The following is a 17,786-nucleotide window of genomic DNA, read 5'->3' as shown; positions in this document are numbered from 1 at the left end:
CGCCGTTGCGGGCGGATTCCCTCAGGTCCGCGCCGCTGCGACGGTGCCTTCCCCCGCCGGGGGTTCCGCCCGCGGAAGTTCGACCCGGAAAGTCGCTCCCCGCCCCGGCTCGGACCTGCCGCTGATCCGGCCGCCGTGCCGCTGCACGATCCGCTGCACCAGCGCGAGCCCGACCCCCGTGCCGGGGAACTCCGCCTCGGTGTGCAGGCGCTGGAACAGGTGGAACAGCTTGCCCGCGTACTGCATGTCGAAGCCGGCGCCGTTGTCCTCGATCTCGTAGCAGCTGAAGCGGTCCGCCTCGCTGCCCTGGATGCGGATCCGGGCCACGTCGCGGCCCGCCGTGTACTTGACGGCGTTTCCGAGGAGGTTCATCCAGACCTGCTTCAGCAATAGGCGGTCGCCGTGGCAGGGGGGCAACTCGCCGAACCCCACATCGATGCGGCGGCCCTGGAACTGGTGTTCCACCAGTTCCAGGCATTCCCGCAGCAGGGAGGCGGTGTCCACGCGTTCCCACCGCACTTCCGCGCGGCCGGTCTGCGCCATTTCGAGCAGGGCGCCGATCAGCCCGTTCATCTTCCGGCCGGCCGTCTGGAGCTTCTCGAGGTAGCCCCGGGCCTTCGGCGACAGGCGCTCCCCGTCGATCTCCAGGATCCGCGAAGAATAGGCATCGATGGCATCGAGAGGCGCGCGCAGGTCGTGCGCCACGGCGTGCGAAAAGCCCTCGAGGTCCGAGTTCGCCTCCCGTAGCCGCGTGCTCACCCGCTGCGACTCGGCGATCTGGGCCTGCAGCCGGGCCGCCATGGTGTCGAGGGTGCGCGAGAGTTCGCCGATTTCGTCGGAGGTCGCGAGCCGGGTGCGGTGGTCGAGGTCGCCGCCCCCAATGCTGGCGGCGCCTTCCTTGAGCTGCTGCAGCGGCCGCACCACCCGGAAGAGGGTGAACGCCAGTCCGGCGAACGAGACCAGTCCCAGCAGCAGCAGGGAGGCGCCCGTTCCCCATGCGGCCTGCTCGCGCGCCGCGTGCTCCCGGTCCAGGCTGAGGGTTTGCAGCCGCCGCGCGGCGTCCGCCTTGCGCCGGGAGATGAGGGCCAGGGCTTCGAGCGCGCCCGCATGCGCCGCCGGCGTGGCGGCGGGTTTGCCGTCGGCGGGACCGGCGGCGACCAGGGCGGCGAAAGCCCGGCTGGCGCGCTCGTTCTCTTCCTTCAGGTTGGCCACGAGAAGGGATTCCTCGGGGCTGGCGGGAGCCAGCGTGCCGGTGACGCGGTCGATCTCGTCCTGCAGCGCGCGCCAGCGGAGGACCCGCTGCCCGTCGCCGCTGGTGGCGTATTCGTAGGCGACCGAGCGCTGTTCGAGCACGCCGGTGAGGATGAGCGAGCTCAGCTCGTGCTGTTCCTCGGCGGTTTCGGCGCGCCGGATCGTATTCGCGAGCGAGAAGGAGACCGCGAGGATCGTCACGCCCGTGACGATCGCGGTGACGAGCTCCGTTTCTCGAATCCTCAGCGCGCTCACGCGCCGGACAAATTCCGTGGGTCCCATACGGCGGGCGTGGCAGAGGCAAGGCGGGGAATGAACAGCCGAGATGATAGGTGTCCCGTCCCGCTTGACGCCACCGGCGGGACGCTGCTACATTTCATTTGTACGTACAAATGTGTGAAACGGACAAAAGGACCCACCCATGCTGACTCCCGTGCGCAAGACCGACCGCCGCATCCGCGCCACCTACGGCCGCTACCTCGAGGAGTTCGAGGTGGGCGACATCTACGAACACCGCCCCGGCCGGACGATCACGGAATCGGACAACATCCAGTTCTCGCTGCTGACGATGAACGCCCATCCGATGCACTGCGACAAGGAGTTCGCCTCGAAGAGCGAATTCGGCCAGCTGCTGGTGAACAGCGGCCTGTCGCTGGCGATCGTGCTGGGCATGACGGTCAACGACGTCAGCGCCAAGGCCATCGCCAACCTGGGCTGGACCGAGATCAAGCTGACCGCGCCGGTCTTCTGCGGCGACACCCTGTACGCCGAGTCCGAGGTGCTGGCCGTGCGCGAATCGAAGAGCCGTCCCACGCAGGGCATCGTGACCACCCGCACCCGCGCCTTCAAGCAGGACGGCACGCAGGTCATGGAGTTCACCCGCATGTCGCTGATCCCGAAGAGCGGCCACGCCGTCGGCGACTGAGCTGCCACCGCACACCTACTCCAGGAGACAAGCCATGAACAGAACCCTCAGCCTCTTGCGCAGCGCGCTGCTCGCGCTGGGCGTGGTGGCCGCGAGCGCGGCCCAGGCGGCCTATCCCGACAAGCCGATCAAGCTGGTGGTGGGCTTCCCGCCCGGCCAGGCGACCGACCTGGTCGCCCGCGCCTTCGCCAAGAAGCTGCAGGACGTCCTGGGCCAGCCGGTGATCGTGGACAACAAGGCGGGCGCGGCCGGCATCATCGGCTCCGAGCTGGTGGCCAAGGCGCCCGCGGACGGCTACACGCTGCTGGTGGGTTCCAGCGGCACGATGGCGATCAACCCCAGCCTGTACTCGAAGCTGCCCTACCACCCGCTGAAGGACTTCCAGCCGGTGAGCCTGCTGGCGGTGGTGCCGCTGTTCCTGGCCGTGAACCCGCAGTTTCCGGCGCAGAACGCCGGCGACCTGGTGAAGCTGGCCAAGGCCACGCCGGGCAAGATCAACTACGGCTCCGCCGGCAGCGGCGTGACCAGCCACTTGACCATGGAGCTGTTCAAGAACGCGCAAGGCATCGAGCTGACCCATGTGCCGTACAAGGGGAGCCCCGCGGCCGTCACCGACCTGATCGGCGGGCAGGTCAGCGTGATGATCGACACCGGCCCCGCGCTGCTGCCGCACATGCGCTCGGGCAAGGTGCGCATCCTGGCGGTGGCCAGCAAGCACCGCAACGCCGCCGCGCCCAACGTGCCCACCATCGCCGAAGCCGGTCTCGGCAATTTCGAGGCACCGGCCTGGATCGGCCTGGCCGCGCCCAAGGGCACGCCGAAGGAAGTCGTGGACGCCCTGCAGAAGGCGATGACGAGCTGGCGCGACGCGCCCGAGGTGCGCGAGCAACTCACGGGCGTCGGCGCCGAGCCCGCCGCGATGACCGTGGCGGAATTCACCAAGTACATCCAGTCCGAAATGGACAAGTGGGCCGTGGCCGTGAAGCTGTCCGGCGCCAAGGTGGACTGAAGGCCATGACGCAACCGCAGATCTCCTCCCGCCTGGCCGACTTCTCCGCCGATTTCCGCCTCGAGCGCGTGCCCGCAGAGGTGCGCACCCGGGCCAAGCACCTGATCCTCGATGCCGTGGGCATCGCGATCGCCTGCACGCAGTGGGACTTCGCCCGCGTCACGCTGGCCGGCCTGCGCGAGCTGGCCGGCCCCGGCGGCGACGTGCCGGTGATCGGCCACGGCGAATCGCTGCCGCTGCGCGACGCGGTGGCCATGAACGCGCTGCTGGTGCACGGCCTCGACTACGACGACACGCATCCGGCCGGCGTGATCCACGCCACCACCTCCATCCTGCCGGCCGCGCTGGGCTTCGCCACCCGCCTGGGCAGCTCCGGCCGCGACCTGCTGGCCGCCTACATCCTGGGCATGGAGACCACCACGCGCCTCGGCGCCGCGGCCAAGGGCGGCTTCCACCAGGTCGGCTTCCATCCCACCGGCCTGATCGGCACCTTCGGCTGCACGCTGGCCGCCGCGCGCCTGCTCGGACTCGACGCCGAACGCATCGTGCAGGCCCAGGGCATCGCACTGTCCTTCGCCTCCGGCAGCCTGGAGTTCCTCAACGACGGCGCCTGGACCAAGCGCCTGCACCCGGGATGGGCCGGCGCCGCCGGCATCACGGCCGCGACGCTGGCGAAGAACGGCTTCGTCGGCACCCGCGCCGCCTACGAGGGCCGCTTCGGCCTGTACAACAGCCATCTCGGCGCGCTGGCCGAGCAGTGCGACCTGGGGCTGATCACGAGCGGCCTGGGCGAAACCTGGGAAACCAACAACGTCGCCATCAAGCCGGTGCCGGCCTGCCACTTCACGCATGCCTGCGCCGACGCCGCCAGCATCCTGCATGGCGACTGGAAGGGCGCGCCCGTGAAGCGCATCGTCGCCCGCGTGCCCGCCGGCGTGATGAAGACCGTCTGCGAGCCGATCGACAACAAGCGCCGCCCGGCCAACGCCTACGAGGCGCAGTTCAGCATCCCGTACTCGGTCGCCACCGGCCTGCGCTTCGGCCGCTTCACGCTCGACGCGCTGGAGCCCGCCGCCTTCCAGGACCCGCAGACCCTGGCGCTGGCCGCGCTGGTGGAGTGCGAGGCCGACCCGAAGGCGGACTTCCCGCGCTACTACGGCGGCGAGGTGCTCGTGGAGCTGGCCGACGGCCGCACCCTGAAGCACAGCGAGCCTGTCAACCGCGGCGCCGCCACCCGCCCGATCAGCAACGCCGACATCGTGGCCAAGTTCCACGACAACGCCGCCCGCGCAGTGAATCGCGCGCAGGCCGACCGCATCCTCGAAGCCGTGCTCTCGGTGGAGCAGGGCAGCGCCCGCGACCTGGCGCAACTTCTGGGCACGCCCGCCCGTCTGGAGAACAAGCAATGAACGCCCGCCACCATCCCGCCGTGGAACACGACGCCGAACAGGAAGGCCTCATCCTGGACATGCTCGATCGCTTCCTGGCGGTCGAAGTCAAGCCCTATGTGCACAAGCTGGAGCACGACGACATCTACCCGGCCGAGATCGTCGAGAAGATGAAGGAGATGGGCCTGTTCGGCTGCATCATAGCCACCGAATACGGCGGCCTCGGCCTGTCCACCACCACCTACGCCAAGATCATCGAGCGCATGTCCTCGGTGTGGATGTCGATCTCCGGCATCGTCAACTCGCACCTGATCATGGCCATGACGGTGCAGCGCAACGGCACCGAGGAGCAGAAGAAGAAGTTCCTACCCCGCTTCGCCACCGGCGAACTGCGCGGCGGCGTGGGCCTCACCGAGCCCGATGCCGGCACCGACCTGCAGGCGATCCGCACGGTCGCCAAGCGCGAGGGCGACCACTACGTCGTCAACGGCACCAAGATGTGGATCACCAACAGCATGTACGGCAACTGCCTGGCGCTGCTGGTGAAGACCGACCCGAAGGCGGAGCCGCGCCACAAGGGCATGAGCCTGCTGATCGCCGAGAAGGGCGAGGGCTTCATCGTCAGCAAGAAGCTGGAGAAGCTGGGCTACAAGGGCATCGACACCTGCGCGCTGGCCTTCGAAAACTACCGCGTGCCGGTCGACTGCCTGATCGGCGGCGTGGAAGGCAAGGGCCTGCAGCACATCCTGGGCGGCCTGGAACTGGGTCGCATCAACGTGGCCGCGCGCGGCCTCGGCGTGGCGCAGGCCGCGCTGACGGAGGCGGTGCAGTATTCGCAGGTGCGCAAGACCTTCGGCAAGCCGATCTGCGAGCACCAGGCGATCCAGCTGAAGCTGGGCGAGATGGCCACCCGCACCGAGGCCGCGCGCCTGCTGGTGTACGCGGCTGCCGCCGCCTACGACCGCGGCGAGCGCTGCGACATGGAAGCCGGCATGGCCAAGTACTTCGCGACCGAGGCCGGCCAGGAGAACGCCCTGGAAGCCATGCGCATCTTCGGCGGCTACGGCTACTCCAAGGAATACAACGTGGAGCGGCTGTACCGCGACGCACCGCTGCTGCTGATCGGCGAAGGCACCAACGAGCTGCAGCGCATCATCATCGCCAAGCAGCTGATCGAGAGGAACCCGGCGTGAACGCGCGCGACCCGATGGCCGCCGTCACCGCCGTCACCGCCGCTGCCGCCGGGGGCGCCGCCCCCGCCAACCTGCCGCTGGCCGGCGTGCGCATCATCGCCGTCGAACAGTACGGCGCCGGCCCCTTCGGCACGCAGCACCTCGCCGACCTGGGCGCCGAGGTGATCAAGATCGAGAACCCGAACGAGGGCGGCGACGTCGGCCGCGTCGTGGGCCCGCATTTCTTCGGCGAGGGCGACAGCCACTTCTACCAGTCCTTCAACCGCAACAAGAAGAGCATCACGCTGGACCTGAAGAAGCCGGAAGGGCGCGAGGCGCTCCGGCGGCTGGCGAAGGAGGCCGACGTGGTGTTCAACAACCTGCGCGGGGACCTGCCGGGCAAGCTGGGCGTGACCTACGAGCAGCTGAAGGACGTGAACCCGGCGATCGTCTGCGGCCACCTCTCCGCCTACGGTCGGACCGGTTCGCGCGCCGCCTGGCCCGGCTACGACTACCTGATGCAGGCCGAGGCCGGCTACCTGTCCGTGACCGGCGAGCCCGACGGCCCGCCCGCGCGCATGGGCCTGTCCATCATCGACCTGATGACGGGCACGACCGCCGCGATGGGCATCCTCGCCGGCGTGATCGGCGCGCGGACCACGGGCGTCGGCCGCGACATCGACGTCAGCCTGTTCGACGTGGCGCTGCACAACCTGTGCTACGTGGGCACCTGGTACCTCAATGGCGGCCAGCAGGTCGGCCGCGAGAAGCGCTCCGCCCATCCTTCGCTGACGCCCAGCCAGCTCTATCGCACGCAGGACGGCTGGATCTTCATCATGTGCAACAAGGAGAAGTTCTGGGGCGTGCTGTGCCAGTCCATCGGCAAGCCCGAATGGGCCGAGGCGCCGCACTACAAGACCTTCAAGGACCGGCTGGCGAACCGGGACCGGCTGACGGTGGAACTCGACGCCGTGCTGCAGACGCAGACCACGGACGCGTGGATGAAGCGCTTCGCCGGCAAGGTGCCCGCCGCCCCGGTGTACGACGTGGCGCAGGCGCTCGACAACGACTTCGTCGCCGAGCAGGAGCGCCTGCTGGAGTTTCCGCACGAGACGGGGCCGATCCGCATGATCGCCTCCCCGGTGCGCGCGGGCGAGCACCCGGTGCGTCCCGCCCCCGCCATGGGCGCGGACACCGCGACGGTGCTGCAGGGCGTCGGCTACAGTGCGGAGCAGGTCGCCGCCATGAAATCGGGCGGCGTCATCTAGCAGTCCATGACCGAGAGTCCCACCGTCCCCGCCGTCGCGCCGCGCTCGCTGGCGCTGGCCGCGAGCCAGCCGCGCTACCTGCAGCTGGCCCAGACGCTGCTGAACGAGATCGAAGGCGGCAAGTACCCGATCGGTTCGCTGCTGCCGACCGAGTTCGCGCTGTGCGAGCAGTTCGGCGTCAGCCGCGCGACGGCGCGCGAGGCGGTGAAGCGCCTGGTGCAGATGGGGCTGGTGGTGCGGCAGCCGCGCGTAGGCACCACGGTGCGCGCGCGCAGCGCCAGCACCGGCTACCGCCAGAGCACGACGGACGTGGGCGACCTGCTTCAGTACGCCACCGACACCACGCTGGTGATCGAGGCGCGCGAGACCCGGCAGATCGACGCCGGCGAGGCCGGCATGCTGGAGGGTTCCGCCGGCGAGACCTGGCTGCACCTGAAAGGCCGCCGCCATGACGAGGGGCAGCCCAAGCCGATCTGCACGACCGAGCTGTGGCTGCATCCGGCCTTCCGCTCCATCCAGGGCATGGAGGGCGCCCTGCAGGGCGCGGTGCACCTGGCGATCGAGCAGCAGTTCGGCGAGGTGATCACCGAGGTGGAACAGGAGATCCGCGCCGTGGCGCTCAGCCGGGCCGAGGCGCAGGCGCTGGATGCGCCGGCGAAGAGCCCGGCGCTGTGGGTCTGCCGCAAGTACCGCAACCGCCTGGGCCAGCTCGTGGAGCTCGCGATCAGCACGCATCCGGCCGACCGCTTCAGCTACAGCACGGTGCTGCGGCGCGAGTGGGGCGCGGCCAACCCCCCGAAGCGATGACGAATACCTGGCGGCCCCTGGCCGTGACGCTGGCCATCCAGGCCCTGGTGGCCATGGCCCTGATCACCGTTCCCGTGATGGCGCCCGTGCTGGCGCAGGACCTGGGGATCTCCAGCGCCTACGTGGGCATCTACGTCGGCGTCGTGTATGCCGCCGCCATGCTGGCCAGCCTTTCCGCCGGCGCGATGGTGGCGCGCTTCGGCGCCATCCGCGTGAGCCAGGGGGGACTGCTGCTGTGCGCCTCGGGCATCGCGCTGTCGGCGCTGGGATCCCTTCCGGCGATGGCCATCGGCGCCGTGCTGGTGGGCCTCGGCTACGGCCCGGTGACGCCGGCCAGCTCGCACCTGCTGGCGCGCACCACGCCGCCCGACCGCATGTCGCTGGTGTTCTCGATCAAGCAGACCGGCGTGCCGCTGGGCGGCGTGCTGGCGGGCGCGCTGGTCCCGCCGCTGCTGGTGCTGGGGTGGCGCGGCGCCTTGCTGGCCGTCGCCGCCGCCAACATCGCCTGCATCTTCGTCGCGCAGCCGCTGCGCTCCGCGCTCGATGCCGACCGCGAGCCGCAGCGGCCGCTGGTGCTGGGCAACCTCGCGCAGCCGATCCGCATGGTGCTGGCGCATCCTCCGCTGCGCCTGCTGGCGGGCTGCTCCTTCCTGTTCTCGATCGCGCAGCTCTCGCTGACGACCTACCTCGTGACCTACCTGCACGACGTGCTCGCCTACGGGCTGGTCGCGGCCGGCCTGGCGCTGTCGGTATCGCAGGCCGCCGGCGTGGTCGGGCGCGTGCTGTGGGGCTACGTGTCCGACCGCTGGCTGGGCGCGCGCCGCATGCTGGCGGTCCTGGCGGCGATGGTCGCCGTCTGCGCCTTGCTCACGGCGGCGCTGCATGCGACCTTGCCCGGCCTCGTGGTGCTGGCCGTGCTCGCGCTGTTCGGGGCCTCCGCCATCGGCTGGAACGGCGTCTACCTCGCCGAAGTCGCGCGCGAGGCGCCGGCCGGACAGGCCAGCATCGCCACCGGAGGCACGCTGGCCATCACTTTCCTCGGCGTGGTCATGGGCCCGCCGGCGTTCGGCGCGCTGTCGGGCGCGACGGGCAGTTACCGCATCGGCTTCGTCGCGGTCGCCGCGGCGCTGGTCCTGTGCCTCATCGCACTGCTGCGGCCCTTGCGCAAGGGCGCGGCGTCCCTCCGGAGCATCGGATGAATCCCTCCCACCGCAGCTACCTGTTCGTGCCCGGCGACCGCCCCGAGCGCTTCGAGAAGGCACTGGCCACCGGCGCGCACGCGGTGATCCTGGACCTGGAAGACGCCGTCACGCCGGAGCGCAAGGAGCAGGCGCGGGCAGCGATGGCCGACTGGCTGGGGAAGACCGCGGCCCGCGTCTTCGTCCGCATCAACCCGGAAGGCACGCCGTGGCACCACGAGGATTGCGAGCTGCTCGAGTCGCCGGCGGTGGCCGGCGTGATGGTGCCGAAGGCGGAAGAGGCGACCAGCATCGCGCGGCTGACGCGCCGTCTCGGCGACGGGCAGGAGATCATCCCGCTGGTGGAAACGGTCGCGGGGCACTTCGAGGCCGGCGCGCTGGCGCGCGTGCCGCGCGTGAGCCGGCTCGCCTTCGGCTCCTTCGACTTCATGGCCGACTCGGGCATCCAGGCCGACGCCGAGGAGCTCGACGCCGTCCGCACGAACCTCGTGCTGGTGTCGCGCCACGCCGGCCTGCGCGCGCCCATCGACGGCGTCTCGCTCGCCATCGACGATGCGGCGCAGCTCGAACGCGACGTGCGGCGCTCGCGCCGCTTCGGCATGGGGGCCAAGCTGTGCATCCATCCGAAGCAGGTCGCCATCGTGCATGCGGGCTTCGCGCCCACGCCGGAGGAGGTGGCCTGGGCGCGCCGCGTGCTCGATGCGCTGGCAAGCGGTCCCCTCGGCGCCATCGCGGTCGACGGCAAGCTGGTGGACCGCCCGGTCGCGCTGCGCGCCGAGGCGATCCTGGCCGAAGCGGGCGCCGCGTGATGCACGCCGCGCGCGCCGGGGTCGATGCCGAGGCGCTGCTGCGCCTCACGCGCGAAAGCATCCGGCGGCGGCACCGGCGTGTCGCCGTGCAGCGCTTCCTGCGCCTGCAGGCCTGCGGTTGCGCGATCCCGGAAGACTGTCGCAGCTACTGCGAGGCGGTGCTGCGTACCTTGCCCGAGCCGGACTACCGGCGCATGCGAAGCGCCGTCGAAGCCTGGGCGGACCTGCTCGAAGAGCCCGCCTTCGCCTGATCTCCCGCGGTCCGGCAGCTTCGCTGGACCGTGCAATGTCCTCGGCATAGCACTACGCCCGACATTGGGCACTCCCGTTCGTCAAATCGACACATTGTTAATGTGCAGATTGCACATTTTTTCTTGACTGTGCGTTTTGCACATTTAGAGTTGACGCAGCTTCACCATGACCATGGACCTGCACGACCCCCTCTCCATCGCCGCCGACGCGGCGGACCCCGCGACCGAGCCCTATTCGCCGCTCGAGCAGAGGGCGCTGCTGCAGGCCTGCCGGGCCGTGTTGCGCCCGATGGCGCGCCTGGCCGTGGGGCGCGGCCTGCCGTTCGGTGAGGTGGCGGAGCTGCTCAAGCAATGCTTCGTCGAGGAGGCCCGCGCGGCCCACCCGGGCGTGGCGCCGCACCGCGCGGTCAGCCGGATCAGCACCACCACGGGCCTGAACCGCCGCGAGGTGACCCGCCTCATGCAGCGGTCCAGCGGCGAGGCGACTGCGCGTTCGTCGCCCGCCACGCAGGCCTTCACGCGCTGGCTGTCGGACCCGGCCTTCCTCGGCCCCGACGGCGCCCCGGTGCCGCTGTCCCCGCAGGGGCCGGCGCCGAGCTTCGAAACCCTGGCGCATTCGATCACGCGCGACGTGCATCCGCGCACGCTGCTGGAGGAGCTGACGCGGCTCGGCTTGGCACAGCTGGACGACGCCGACGGCCGCGTCCACCTCCTGAACACGGCGTTCGTGCCGCGTGAGGACCTCGATCGCATGCTCGCCTTCCTCGGCGCCAACGTCGGCGACCACCTCGCCGCCGCCGTCGCCAACGTGCTGAGCGACGGCAGCCGGCATTTCGAACAGGCGCTCTTCGCCGACGAACTCTCCGACGATTCCCTGGACGCCGCCCGGGGCCTGATCAGCGACACGTGGCAGCAACTGCTGCACGGGCTGGCCCCGGCGCTGCAGGCGCTGATCGACGCCGACAAGGCCGCCGCGCGCCCGGCCGGCCAGCGCCTGCGCATCGGCCTGTTTGCCTACACGGACGCGATGACGCGCCCCCCGACCACCGCATTGCCCATTACCCCACACATCAAGGAGCACTAGCCATGTCCGACCTGAACAACTACCCCGCCGTGCCGCGCATTCCGAGGCGGCGCGCCCTCGTCGGCCTGCTCGCCGCTGCCGGCGTGATCGTCCTGCCCGGTTGCGGCGGCGGCGGCGGAGGCGCAGGCGGGGCGGTCGGCGGCGTGGACACCGGCGGCACCGGCTCCTTCTCCACCGGCCGCATCACCGGCTTCGGCTCCGTGATCGTCAATGGCGTGCGCTTCGAAGACAACGCCGCCCGCATCAACGACGACGACGGCGCGCAGATCGGCGCGGACGACCTCCGGCTCGGAATGGTGGTCAGCGTGCAGGGCGGCGCGGTCACGGCCGGCAGCGGCGACGTCCTGCCGAGCGCAAGCGCCACGACCATCTCGGTCGAGAGCCAGATCAAGGGGCCCGTGGAGTCCAAGACGGGAACCGATACGCTGGTGGTCTTCGGGCAGACGGTCAAGGTGAACACCGCGACCGTGTTCGAGGGCACGAGCTTCGCCGCCATCGCGGTGGGCCAGATCCTGGAGGTGTCCGGATTCGCGGACGCCGCCGGCGTGGTCACGGCCACGCGCATCGAGCGCGAGGACAACGCGAACGAATTCAAGGTGCGCGGCGTGATCTCCAACCTGGTCGGAACGAGCTTCCAGATCGGCTCCGCCACCTTCAACTTCTCGGGTGCCACGCGCCTGCCCGCCACGCCGCTGGCCAACGGCCTGTTCGTACGGGTGCGCACGCAGACCGCGCGCAATGCGGCCGGCCAATGGGTCGTGACCCGCATCGACCTGCGCGACGCCGTGGAGGACCGCAACGAGGCGAGAGTCGAAGGCATCCTGGTGCGCAACGGCACGCTGCTGCAGGTCAATGGCGTGACGATCGACACCTCCCGCCTGGCGGCCGGCGCGGTCCCCGCGGTGGGACAGCGGGTCGAAGTGGAAGGCGCGCTCGTCAACGGCGTGCTCGTGGCCCGCAAGATCGACGTGGAGAACGAGGCGGAGGACAGCCAGGTCGACGTGCGCGGCACGGCATCGGCGGTCAACACCACCGCGCAGACCTTCGTCGTGCGCGGGCTGACCTTCCACTACACCCCGGGCTCCGTGCGCGAGGACGACGGCACCATCGCCGCCAACCTCGTCAACGGCGCTGCCGTCCGGGTGCGGGGCACTCTGCCCGCCGGAGGCGCCGGCAACATCGAGGCGACGCGGATCGACTTCCAGCCCTGAGGGGCGGGCCGCCCCGTAACGTTTCCCATGACCGCCTGGATCCACCCAGAGGAGGTGTCATGCAGAACGAGCATGCCGAGCGCATCGCTGCCTTGCTGGAGCAACTGCGGGTGGCGCAGGCGATCCTGACCGAGCGGCAGCGGCAGCTGCTGCGGGCGGTCGCGGCGGACCAGCCGCGGCAGGAGCGGCTGTGCCAGGAGGTGCGCGTGCTGAGCGAACAGGTCATGGCCATCATCAGCCGGGTGGGCGAAGAGGTGGGGGAGGAAGCGTGAGGGGTGGCGCGGGCAGGCAGTAGCGTCCCGCCACCCCTGACATAATCCACGGGCATTCTGCCCGTAGCTCAACTGGATAGAGCAGCTGCCTTCTAAGCAGCAGGTCGGGGGTTCGAGTCCCTCCGGGCAGGCCAAATTGGCGTCCCACAGAATCCCAGATCGTCTCGGAACCCGCGTCAGCACAGGGAAATCCGTGGATGGGGTTGTCCCGGCTGCTCCCGCCTCGCGCCATGAGATACCGTCACTTTGACGGTACTTTTGACGGTATCTGGCGCCTCCGGCTGGCCAAGTACCGTCACGGGAACTCCAATGGCACTCACTGACGTCTTCGTTCGGCAGGTCAAGCACACCGGCAAACCCACTGGCGACAAGCACACGGATGGGGCCGGCATGTACCTGCTGGTGAAGGCGGCCGGGAAGTAGTTCCAGCGCCCTGGAAACATCCGGCAGATGGAGTGGGCTTGGGTGAACTTCGAAAGCGGGATGCTGACGGTTCCCTCGCAGGCGATGAAGCGGCGGCTGCATTCAGAAACTCAATGGCCGGCCCCATCTCGTCCCCCTGGCTTTGCAGGCGGTTGCAATCCTTCGTGAACTGCATCCACTCACAGGGCACGGCCGCTACGTGTTCCCCTCGCTGCGTACGGGGGAGCGCCCGATGTCCGACAACACCGTGAACGCAGCGCTTCGACGCATGGGGTTCACTTCCGACGAGATGTCGGCGCACGGCTTTCTCGCGATGGCCCGCACCTTGATGGTGGAGCTTTTGCCTGGGATCGATCCTGAGGCCATCGAGGCTCAATTGGCCCATGGCAAGTCGGGGCCGCTTGGCGCTGCCTACGATCGTGCCGATTATCTGGAGCAGCGGCGCAAGATGATGCGTGAATGGGCGATCTACCTGGACCGGCTCCGGCGCGGCGCGGACGTGGTCAAGCTTCGCCCTGCTATTCCACGGAAGCGCGCCGCCGTATGAGGTCTTGGCCTCACCGTGTGGCCTTCACACGGCAGGGGTCACATGTTCGATCCATGTATCACCCACCATAGACATCAAGCACTTACGCCACCTTCGGGTGGCGTAAGTGCTTTCTGGTGTGGAAGAAGAATGGAAAGGCCGGTGCTTCCGTAGCCGTTCTTCAGGTTCCGGGAGGAGACCCGAACGGGTCAGCCGTCCCCTCACATCCCCGGCTTCGCATTCCCCTGATCGTGGTCGTTTGGCTGCTGTCCGATCGCGTGCGCTACGTCACGGCCAGCCTGTCCCCGTCGCTTGGCAAGCCCCCGCAGGTCATCGATCCGCGGAGCTTGTCTCATCGATCGCCTTCGTCGTTCCAGGGGCCGTGCGCGAGTCCAGCCAACGCATCAGGCTCTCCTGCTGCTGCGCGAACGCCGGCGTTTCCTGCGCCAGCGCCTCCCAGTCCCCGGCCCGGCTGGTGCGTTCGATGCGTGCGCATGCCGCGGCGAACGCGAGCGCGCCGACGACGGTGCTGGCGCCGCCCATGCGATGGGCCAGCTGCCTTGCCGCGGTGGCGTCCCGCACCTGCACGGCCTGCTGCAGCGCGGCCGAGTCCTCTTCGCAGGTGCGACGGAAGGCGGCCAGCACTTCGGCCACCGTGGCCGGGTCGTCGCCGCAGTTCTTCGCGAGCAGGTCGGCGTCGAGGGGGCTGTCCGCCTCCTCCACGGGGGCGGCGTCACGGGCCTCGGCGCGCGCGCCCTTCGCATCCGGTATCGGCAACCAGCGATCGAGCTTCTCGGTCAGGGCCGACAGTTCCAAGGGCTTGACCAGGAAGTCGTCCATGCCGGCGGCAAAGCAGTTGGCGGACTCGCCCGGCAGCGCGTTCGCCGTACAGGCGATGATCGGGACGCGCCTTCGGCCCGTGCTTGATTCGTGCGCGCGGATGCTCCGCGCCAGCTCGTAGCCGTCCATGTGCGGCATGTGGCAGTCGGTGACGACCAGGCCGAAGCGGCCGGCTTTCCAGGTTTCCAGCGCCTGCACCCCGTCTTCCGCGGCCTTGGCCGCGTAGCCGAGCATTCGGACCTGGCGCAGCAGGAGGGTGCGGTTGACCGGGTGGTCGTCCACCAGCAGCAGCAGCGTCCCTTCCGCCTCGGCTTCGTCGACGGAAGGGGCGGCGCGGCGGGCAGGCCCGGTTGGCGCGGATTCGGGCGGCGTGCCCGTGTCGGCGGCCGGCGAAGCTTCCACGATCGGCAGCGAAAGGGTCAGCATGACGGTCGTTCCCTGGCCCGGCACGCTCTCCAGGGTGATGCTGCCGCCCATCATCTGCGCCAGCTGCCGGCAGATCACCAGGCCGAGGCCGCTGCCGCCGGAGTTGCGCCGCCCTTCCTCCCCCAGGGCCTGGCTGAAGGGCTGGAACAGCCGCTGCTGATCCCCTGGCGAGATCCCGATCCCGGTGTCCCGCACGACGAAGCGCAGGTTTTCATGGCCATCGGACCGCCCCAGCCACTCCGCGCCGATCTCCACGGAGCCCGCGGCGGTGAACTTGGTGGCATTGCTGACGAAGTTGTTGAGAATCTGGCGCAGGCGCACCGGGTCCACCCGCAGCGCCGGGCTGATGCGCGGATCGACCGTGCGGTGGACGGCCAGGCCCTTGCAGCTGGCGGTGCCCGAGTAGATGCTCTGCACCTCCTCGATGATCCGCTTGATGGACACGGTTTCGGGCCGGAGGTCGAGCTTGCCGGCTTCGATCTTGGAGAAATCCAGGATGTCGTCGATGAGGCGCAGCAGCGAACGGCTCGATTCGCGCACGAGCGACAGCGTCTCGCGCTGCTCCGGGTCCAGCGGCGTGAGGCCCAGGAGCTCCAGCATGCCGAGCATCCCGTTCATGGGGGTGCGGATCTCGTGGCTCATGGTCGCCAGGAAGATGCTCTTGGCCCGGGTGGCGGCCTCGAGCTCGGTGCTGCGCTGCGCGAGTGCGGCGTTCAGCCGCTGGATCTCCCGTTCCCGCTGCCTTCTTTCGGTCACGTCCTCCGCCATGGACAGCAGGTAGCGCGGCTGGCCTTCCTCGTCGAGGATCGGGATCTTCTTGACGTGCAGGATGCGCTCCCCGTGCGGCGTCTGGATGGTCTCCTCCTGGACGTCGACTTCGCGGCGCAACGTGAGTGCTTCCCGGTCCTTCGTGGTGAAGAAGTCCGCCTCTTGCGCGCTGTGGATCTCGTGGGCGGATCGACCGAGCAACTCCTGCTCGCTGAGCCCCAGCAGTTCCTCCACCTTGTGATTGGCCCGCACGATCGTCAGGTCGCTCGCGCGCTTGACCATCACCATGTACGGGATGTGCTGGATCAGCGAGTTCAGGAAGGCGTTGGCGGTCTGCAGGTCGGCGGTGCGGGCACGCACCCGTTCCTCCAGTTCGGTGGCCCGCGCCCGCAGCTCCCTTGCTTCATCCATGGCCGCCGCCCGCTTGCTGGTCTCCGCGCAGCGATTCGACCACGTCGCGGAATTCCTCGCGGTTGCGGGTGCTGAGCGAGGAGAGGGCTTCGTGCGCCTGCAGGATGCGCTGCTGCACTGCGGCCTGGCTGCTGCCGGCGCCGATCGCGTACAGCTCCGGTGCCGCGGGGGCATCCCGGCGGACGGTGGCCAGCACGTCGCCCATGCTCAGCTCCTCGAACAAGGCGTGCACGCCCGGGGCCACGCCCACCAGCGTGACCCCGCCGCGGGCGACGAGCTCGTGCACGGTGCCGAGGCAGGTGCTGTCCATGAACTCGCAGGCGGAGAGGTCCAGCACCAGCGGGCGCTGCGCGGCGAGCACGGCCTGGCCGGTCTCGTGGAATACGTCGGACTGCATCCAGGTCGCGCGGCCGCGCAGTGCAAGCCAGGCTGCCTCGTCGGCCTCCCCGTAGAACACGACGTCCTGCTCCGTGCGCGGGGCGCGGGACGCGGCGGCGGCCCTGCCTTCGGCACCGTTGTCGAACCAGGACGCGCCGGCATGCGCGTCGAGCAGGAGGACGGTGACGTCGTCCCGCTCCGCACCCTGGGCGGCATCGTGCAATTGGGCCAGGATGTCCTGCACGCTGGAACGCTGTTCGGCGAGCACCTGCTGCAGCCGGTGCAGGTCGCGTTCCGTGCCCGAGGGCACCAGGCCGTCGGTATAAAGCAGGATCCGGTCACCCGCGGCGATCTGGAGGTGCTCCTCGTGGTACTGCGCGTCGTGCGCCAGGCCGAGGGCGGGCCCGGTGCGGCGCACCAGGCGCGTTTCGCGCCCGGCGCGCAGGTGCAAGACCGGCGGATGGCCTGCCGACGCCACGGTGAGGCTCGCATTCGAGGTGTCGAGGAGGCCGAATACCGCGGTGAGGAACAGTCCCGGTGCCGCGTGCGCCTCGCAGATCGAACGGTTGACGGCGTCCAGGACGGCGGCCGGCGACAGCGGCAGGCCGCTCGTTGCATCGACCAGCACCAGCCGCTGCTTGAACAGCACCGACAGCATGGCCGAAGTCACGCCATGGCCGGTCGCGTCGGCAAGGTAGAACGCAAGGTGCCGCTCGCCGAGCCGGACCACGTCGTAGAGGTCGCCGCCCACGTGCTGGCCCGGCCGGTAGACCGCCTGGATGCAGTAGCCTTCCATGGGGGGCGGGCTGTGCGGCAGCAAGGCGCGCTGGATCACCTCGGCCCGCTGCAAGTCGCGGCGCAGTGCCTCGGAGGTCTGCTCGAGCTCGTGCACCTTGCGCTGGAGTTCGAGGTACAGCCGTTCGCGCTCGGCCAGCAACTGGCGCCGCTCGAGCGCGTTGCGCACGGCCACCGCCAGCTCCTCGGAATGCGGCGACTTCGGCAGGAAGTCGAACGCGCCCAGCCGGATGGCCGCGACCGCGGAGTCGAAGGTTTCCACGCCGGAGAGGACGATCCACACGGCGCCGGGCACGGCCTCGCGTCCCCAGCGCAGCAACTCGAGGCCGTCCATGCGCGGCATGGTGATGTCGGTCAGCACGAGGGCGACGTCCGCGTGCCGGCACAGCACTTCCTGGGCCGCGATGCCGTCCGCCGCCTCCAGCACAGGCGCGCAACCCAGCTTCTCAAGCGCCCGCTTCACCAACAGGCGCGTCGCCGGTTCATCTTCCACGACCAACGCGACGGGGGAAACAGGTGCGCGGCTCATCAGTCGGCCCTCGCAAGGATGCCGAATTCATTCTGGGGGCGCGT

The 17,786-nt window shown here is 69.8% G+C and carries 16 protein-coding genes and 1 tRNA gene; 14 read left to right on the top strand and 3 right to left on the bottom strand.

Features of this window, described 5'->3' with window-relative positions; all coding sequences use genetic code 11:
• Positions 1-21: 21 nt before the first annotated feature.
• Positions 22-1,506 (bottom strand): sensor histidine kinase, encoded by a 1,485-nt coding sequence (locus JJ685_RS10390; protein ID WP_201674166.1) that lies wholly within the window; start codon positions 1,504-1,506, stop codon positions 22-24.
• Between the two features lie 166 nt (positions 1,507-1,672).
• On the opposite strand from JJ685_RS10390, the gene JJ685_RS10385 reads away from it, so the two are divergent.
• The 14 genes from JJ685_RS10385 (at position 1,673) to JJ685_RS30400 (ending at position 13,616) form a co-directional block, all read left to right on the top strand.
• Positions 1,673-2,176, top strand: coding sequence for a MaoC family dehydratase (locus tag JJ685_RS10385; protein WP_201674165.1), 504 nt, complete (start codon positions 1,673-1,675; stop codon positions 2,174-2,176).
• A gap of 34 nt (positions 2,177-2,210) precedes the next feature.
• A complete protein-coding gene (locus tag JJ685_RS10380) occupies positions 2,211-3,185 on the top strand; it encodes a Bug family tripartite tricarboxylate transporter substrate binding protein (RefSeq protein ID WP_201674164.1) in 975 nt (324 codons plus the stop codon).
• Positions 3,186-3,190: 5 nt separating this feature from the next.
• On the top strand, positions 3,191-4,594 hold the full coding sequence (locus JJ685_RS10375) for an MmgE/PrpD family protein (RefSeq protein WP_201674163.1): 1,404 nt from the start codon (positions 3,191-3,193) through the stop codon (positions 4,592-4,594).
• Positions 4,591-5,766 (top strand): acyl-CoA dehydrogenase family protein, encoded by a 1,176-nt coding sequence (locus JJ685_RS10370; RefSeq protein ID WP_201674162.1) that lies wholly within the window; start codon positions 4,591-4,593, stop codon positions 5,764-5,766. Before JJ685_RS10375 ends, JJ685_RS10370 begins: the two co-directional genes overlap by 4 nt.
• A gap of 14 nt (positions 5,767-5,780) precedes the next feature.
• Positions 5,781-7,013, top strand: a complete 1,233-nt coding sequence (locus JJ685_RS10365; RefSeq protein WP_201674732.1) for a CaiB/BaiF CoA transferase family protein — start codon at positions 5,781-5,783, stop codon at positions 7,011-7,013.
• 6 nt (positions 7,014-7,019) lie between these two features.
• Positions 7,020-7,820: a GntR family transcriptional regulator gene (locus tag JJ685_RS10360; RefSeq protein ID WP_201674161.1), complete on the top strand. Its 801-nt coding sequence runs from the start codon at positions 7,020-7,022 to the stop codon at positions 7,818-7,820.
• A complete protein-coding gene (locus JJ685_RS10355) occupies positions 7,817-9,019 on the top strand; it encodes an MFS transporter (RefSeq protein WP_201674160.1) in 1,203 nt (400 codons plus the stop codon). Before JJ685_RS10360 ends, JJ685_RS10355 begins: the two co-directional genes overlap by 4 nt.
• Positions 9,016-9,828, top strand: coding sequence for an HpcH/HpaI aldolase/citrate lyase family protein (locus JJ685_RS10350; RefSeq protein WP_201674159.1), 813 nt, complete (start codon positions 9,016-9,018; stop codon positions 9,826-9,828). Before JJ685_RS10355 ends, JJ685_RS10350 begins: the two co-directional genes overlap by 4 nt.
• Complete coding sequence (locus tag JJ685_RS10345; RefSeq protein ID WP_201674158.1) at positions 9,828-10,079, top strand: hypothetical protein; 252 nt, start codon at positions 9,828-9,830, stop codon at positions 10,077-10,079. The genes JJ685_RS10350 and JJ685_RS10345 overlap by 1 nt, the downstream gene beginning before the upstream one ends.
• 166 nt (positions 10,080-10,245) lie before the next feature.
• Complete coding sequence (locus tag JJ685_RS10340; protein WP_236598868.1) at positions 10,246-11,163, top strand: DUF6502 family protein; 918 nt, start codon at positions 10,246-10,248, stop codon at positions 11,161-11,163.
• Between the two features lie 2 nt (positions 11,164-11,165).
• Positions 11,166-12,374 (top strand): DUF5666 domain-containing protein, encoded by a 1,209-nt coding sequence (locus JJ685_RS10335; protein ID WP_201674157.1) that lies wholly within the window; start codon positions 11,166-11,168, stop codon positions 12,372-12,374.
• Between the two features lie 59 nt (positions 12,375-12,433).
• Positions 12,434-12,646, top strand: coding sequence for a hypothetical protein (locus JJ685_RS10330; RefSeq protein WP_201674156.1), 213 nt, complete (start codon positions 12,434-12,436; stop codon positions 12,644-12,646).
• Positions 12,647-12,703: 57 nt separating this feature from the next.
• Positions 12,704-12,780: transfer RNA gene (locus JJ685_RS10325), tRNA-Arg, on the top strand.
• A gap of 521 nt (positions 12,781-13,301) precedes the next feature.
• On the top strand, positions 13,302-13,616 hold the full coding sequence (locus JJ685_RS30400) for a tyrosine-type recombinase/integrase (RefSeq protein ID WP_201674155.1): 315 nt from the start codon (positions 13,302-13,304) through the stop codon (positions 13,614-13,616).
• 309 nt (positions 13,617-13,925) lie between these two features.
• Here JJ685_RS30400 and JJ685_RS10310 read toward each other — a convergent pair whose 3' ends face one another.
• Both JJ685_RS10310 and JJ685_RS10305 read right to left on the bottom strand, forming a co-directional pair.
• Positions 13,926-16,040, bottom strand: coding sequence for a PAS domain-containing hybrid sensor histidine kinase/response regulator (locus tag JJ685_RS10310; protein ID WP_201674154.1), 2,115 nt, complete (start codon positions 16,038-16,040; stop codon positions 13,926-13,928).
• Entirely contained in the window at positions 16,033-17,742 is a 1,710-nt protein-coding gene (locus JJ685_RS10305; protein WP_236598867.1) for a SpoIIE family protein phosphatase, read from the bottom strand. The genes JJ685_RS10310 and JJ685_RS10305 overlap by 8 nt, the downstream gene beginning before the upstream one ends.
• Positions 17,743-17,786: the final 44 nt, after the last annotated feature.

Origin of the sequence: Ramlibacter monticola, assembly GCF_016722785.1 — a bacterium.
Lineage (GTDB): Bacteria > Pseudomonadota > Gammaproteobacteria > Burkholderiales > Burkholderiaceae_C > Ramlibacter > Ramlibacter monticola.
Note: the sequence above shows the minus strand (reverse complement) of the source record. Positions and strands in the feature narration are given on the sequence as shown.

What these genes read in the sequence shown, in the direction of transcription:
- JJ685_RS10360 (WP_201674161.1), top strand. Translation starts at nt 7,020, where the DNA reads ATGACCGAGAGTCCCACCGTCCCCGCCGTCGCGCCGCGCTCGCTGGCG.
- JJ685_RS10345 (WP_201674158.1), top strand. Translation starts at nt 9,828, where the DNA reads ATGCACGCCGCGCGCGCCGGGGTCGATGCCGAGGCGCTGCTGCGCCTC.
- JJ685_RS10335 (WP_201674157.1), top strand. Translation starts at nt 11,166, where the DNA reads ATGTCCGACCTGAACAACTACCCCGCCGTGCCGCGCATTCCGAGGCGG.
- JJ685_RS10365 (WP_201674732.1), top strand. Translation starts at nt 5,781, where the DNA reads ATGGCCGCCGTCACCGCCGTCACCGCCGCTGCCGCCGGGGGCGCCGCC.
- JJ685_RS10310 (WP_201674154.1), bottom strand. Translation starts at nt 16,040, where the DNA reads ATGGATGAAGCAAGGGAGCTGCGGGCGCGGGCCACCGAACTGGAGGAA.
- JJ685_RS10330 (WP_201674156.1), top strand. Translation starts at nt 12,434, where the DNA reads ATGCAGAACGAGCATGCCGAGCGCATCGCTGCCTTGCTGGAGCAACTG.
- JJ685_RS10385 (WP_201674165.1), top strand. Translation starts at nt 1,673, where the DNA reads ATGCTGACTCCCGTGCGCAAGACCGACCGCCGCATCCGCGCCACCTAC.
- JJ685_RS10380 (WP_201674164.1), top strand. Translation starts at nt 2,211, where the DNA reads ATGAACAGAACCCTCAGCCTCTTGCGCAGCGCGCTGCTCGCGCTGGGC.
- JJ685_RS10355 (WP_201674160.1), top strand. Translation starts at nt 7,817, where the DNA reads ATGACGAATACCTGGCGGCCCCTGGCCGTGACGCTGGCCATCCAGGCC.
- JJ685_RS10370 (WP_201674162.1), top strand. Translation starts at nt 4,591, where the DNA reads ATGAACGCCCGCCACCATCCCGCCGTGGAACACGACGCCGAACAGGAA.
- JJ685_RS10340 (WP_236598868.1), top strand. Translation starts at nt 10,246, where the DNA reads ATGACCATGGACCTGCACGACCCCCTCTCCATCGCCGCCGACGCGGCG.
- JJ685_RS10350 (WP_201674159.1), top strand. Translation starts at nt 9,016, where the DNA reads ATGAATCCCTCCCACCGCAGCTACCTGTTCGTGCCCGGCGACCGCCCC.
- JJ685_RS10375 (WP_201674163.1), top strand. Translation starts at nt 3,191, where the DNA reads ATGACGCAACCGCAGATCTCCTCCCGCCTGGCCGACTTCTCCGCCGAT.
- JJ685_RS30400 (WP_201674155.1), top strand. Translation starts at nt 13,302, where the DNA reads ATGTCCGACAACACCGTGAACGCAGCGCTTCGACGCATGGGGTTCACT.
- JJ685_RS10305 (WP_236598867.1), bottom strand. Translation starts at nt 17,742, where the DNA reads ATGAGCCGCGCACCTGTTTCCCCCGTCGCGTTGGTCGTGGAAGATGAA.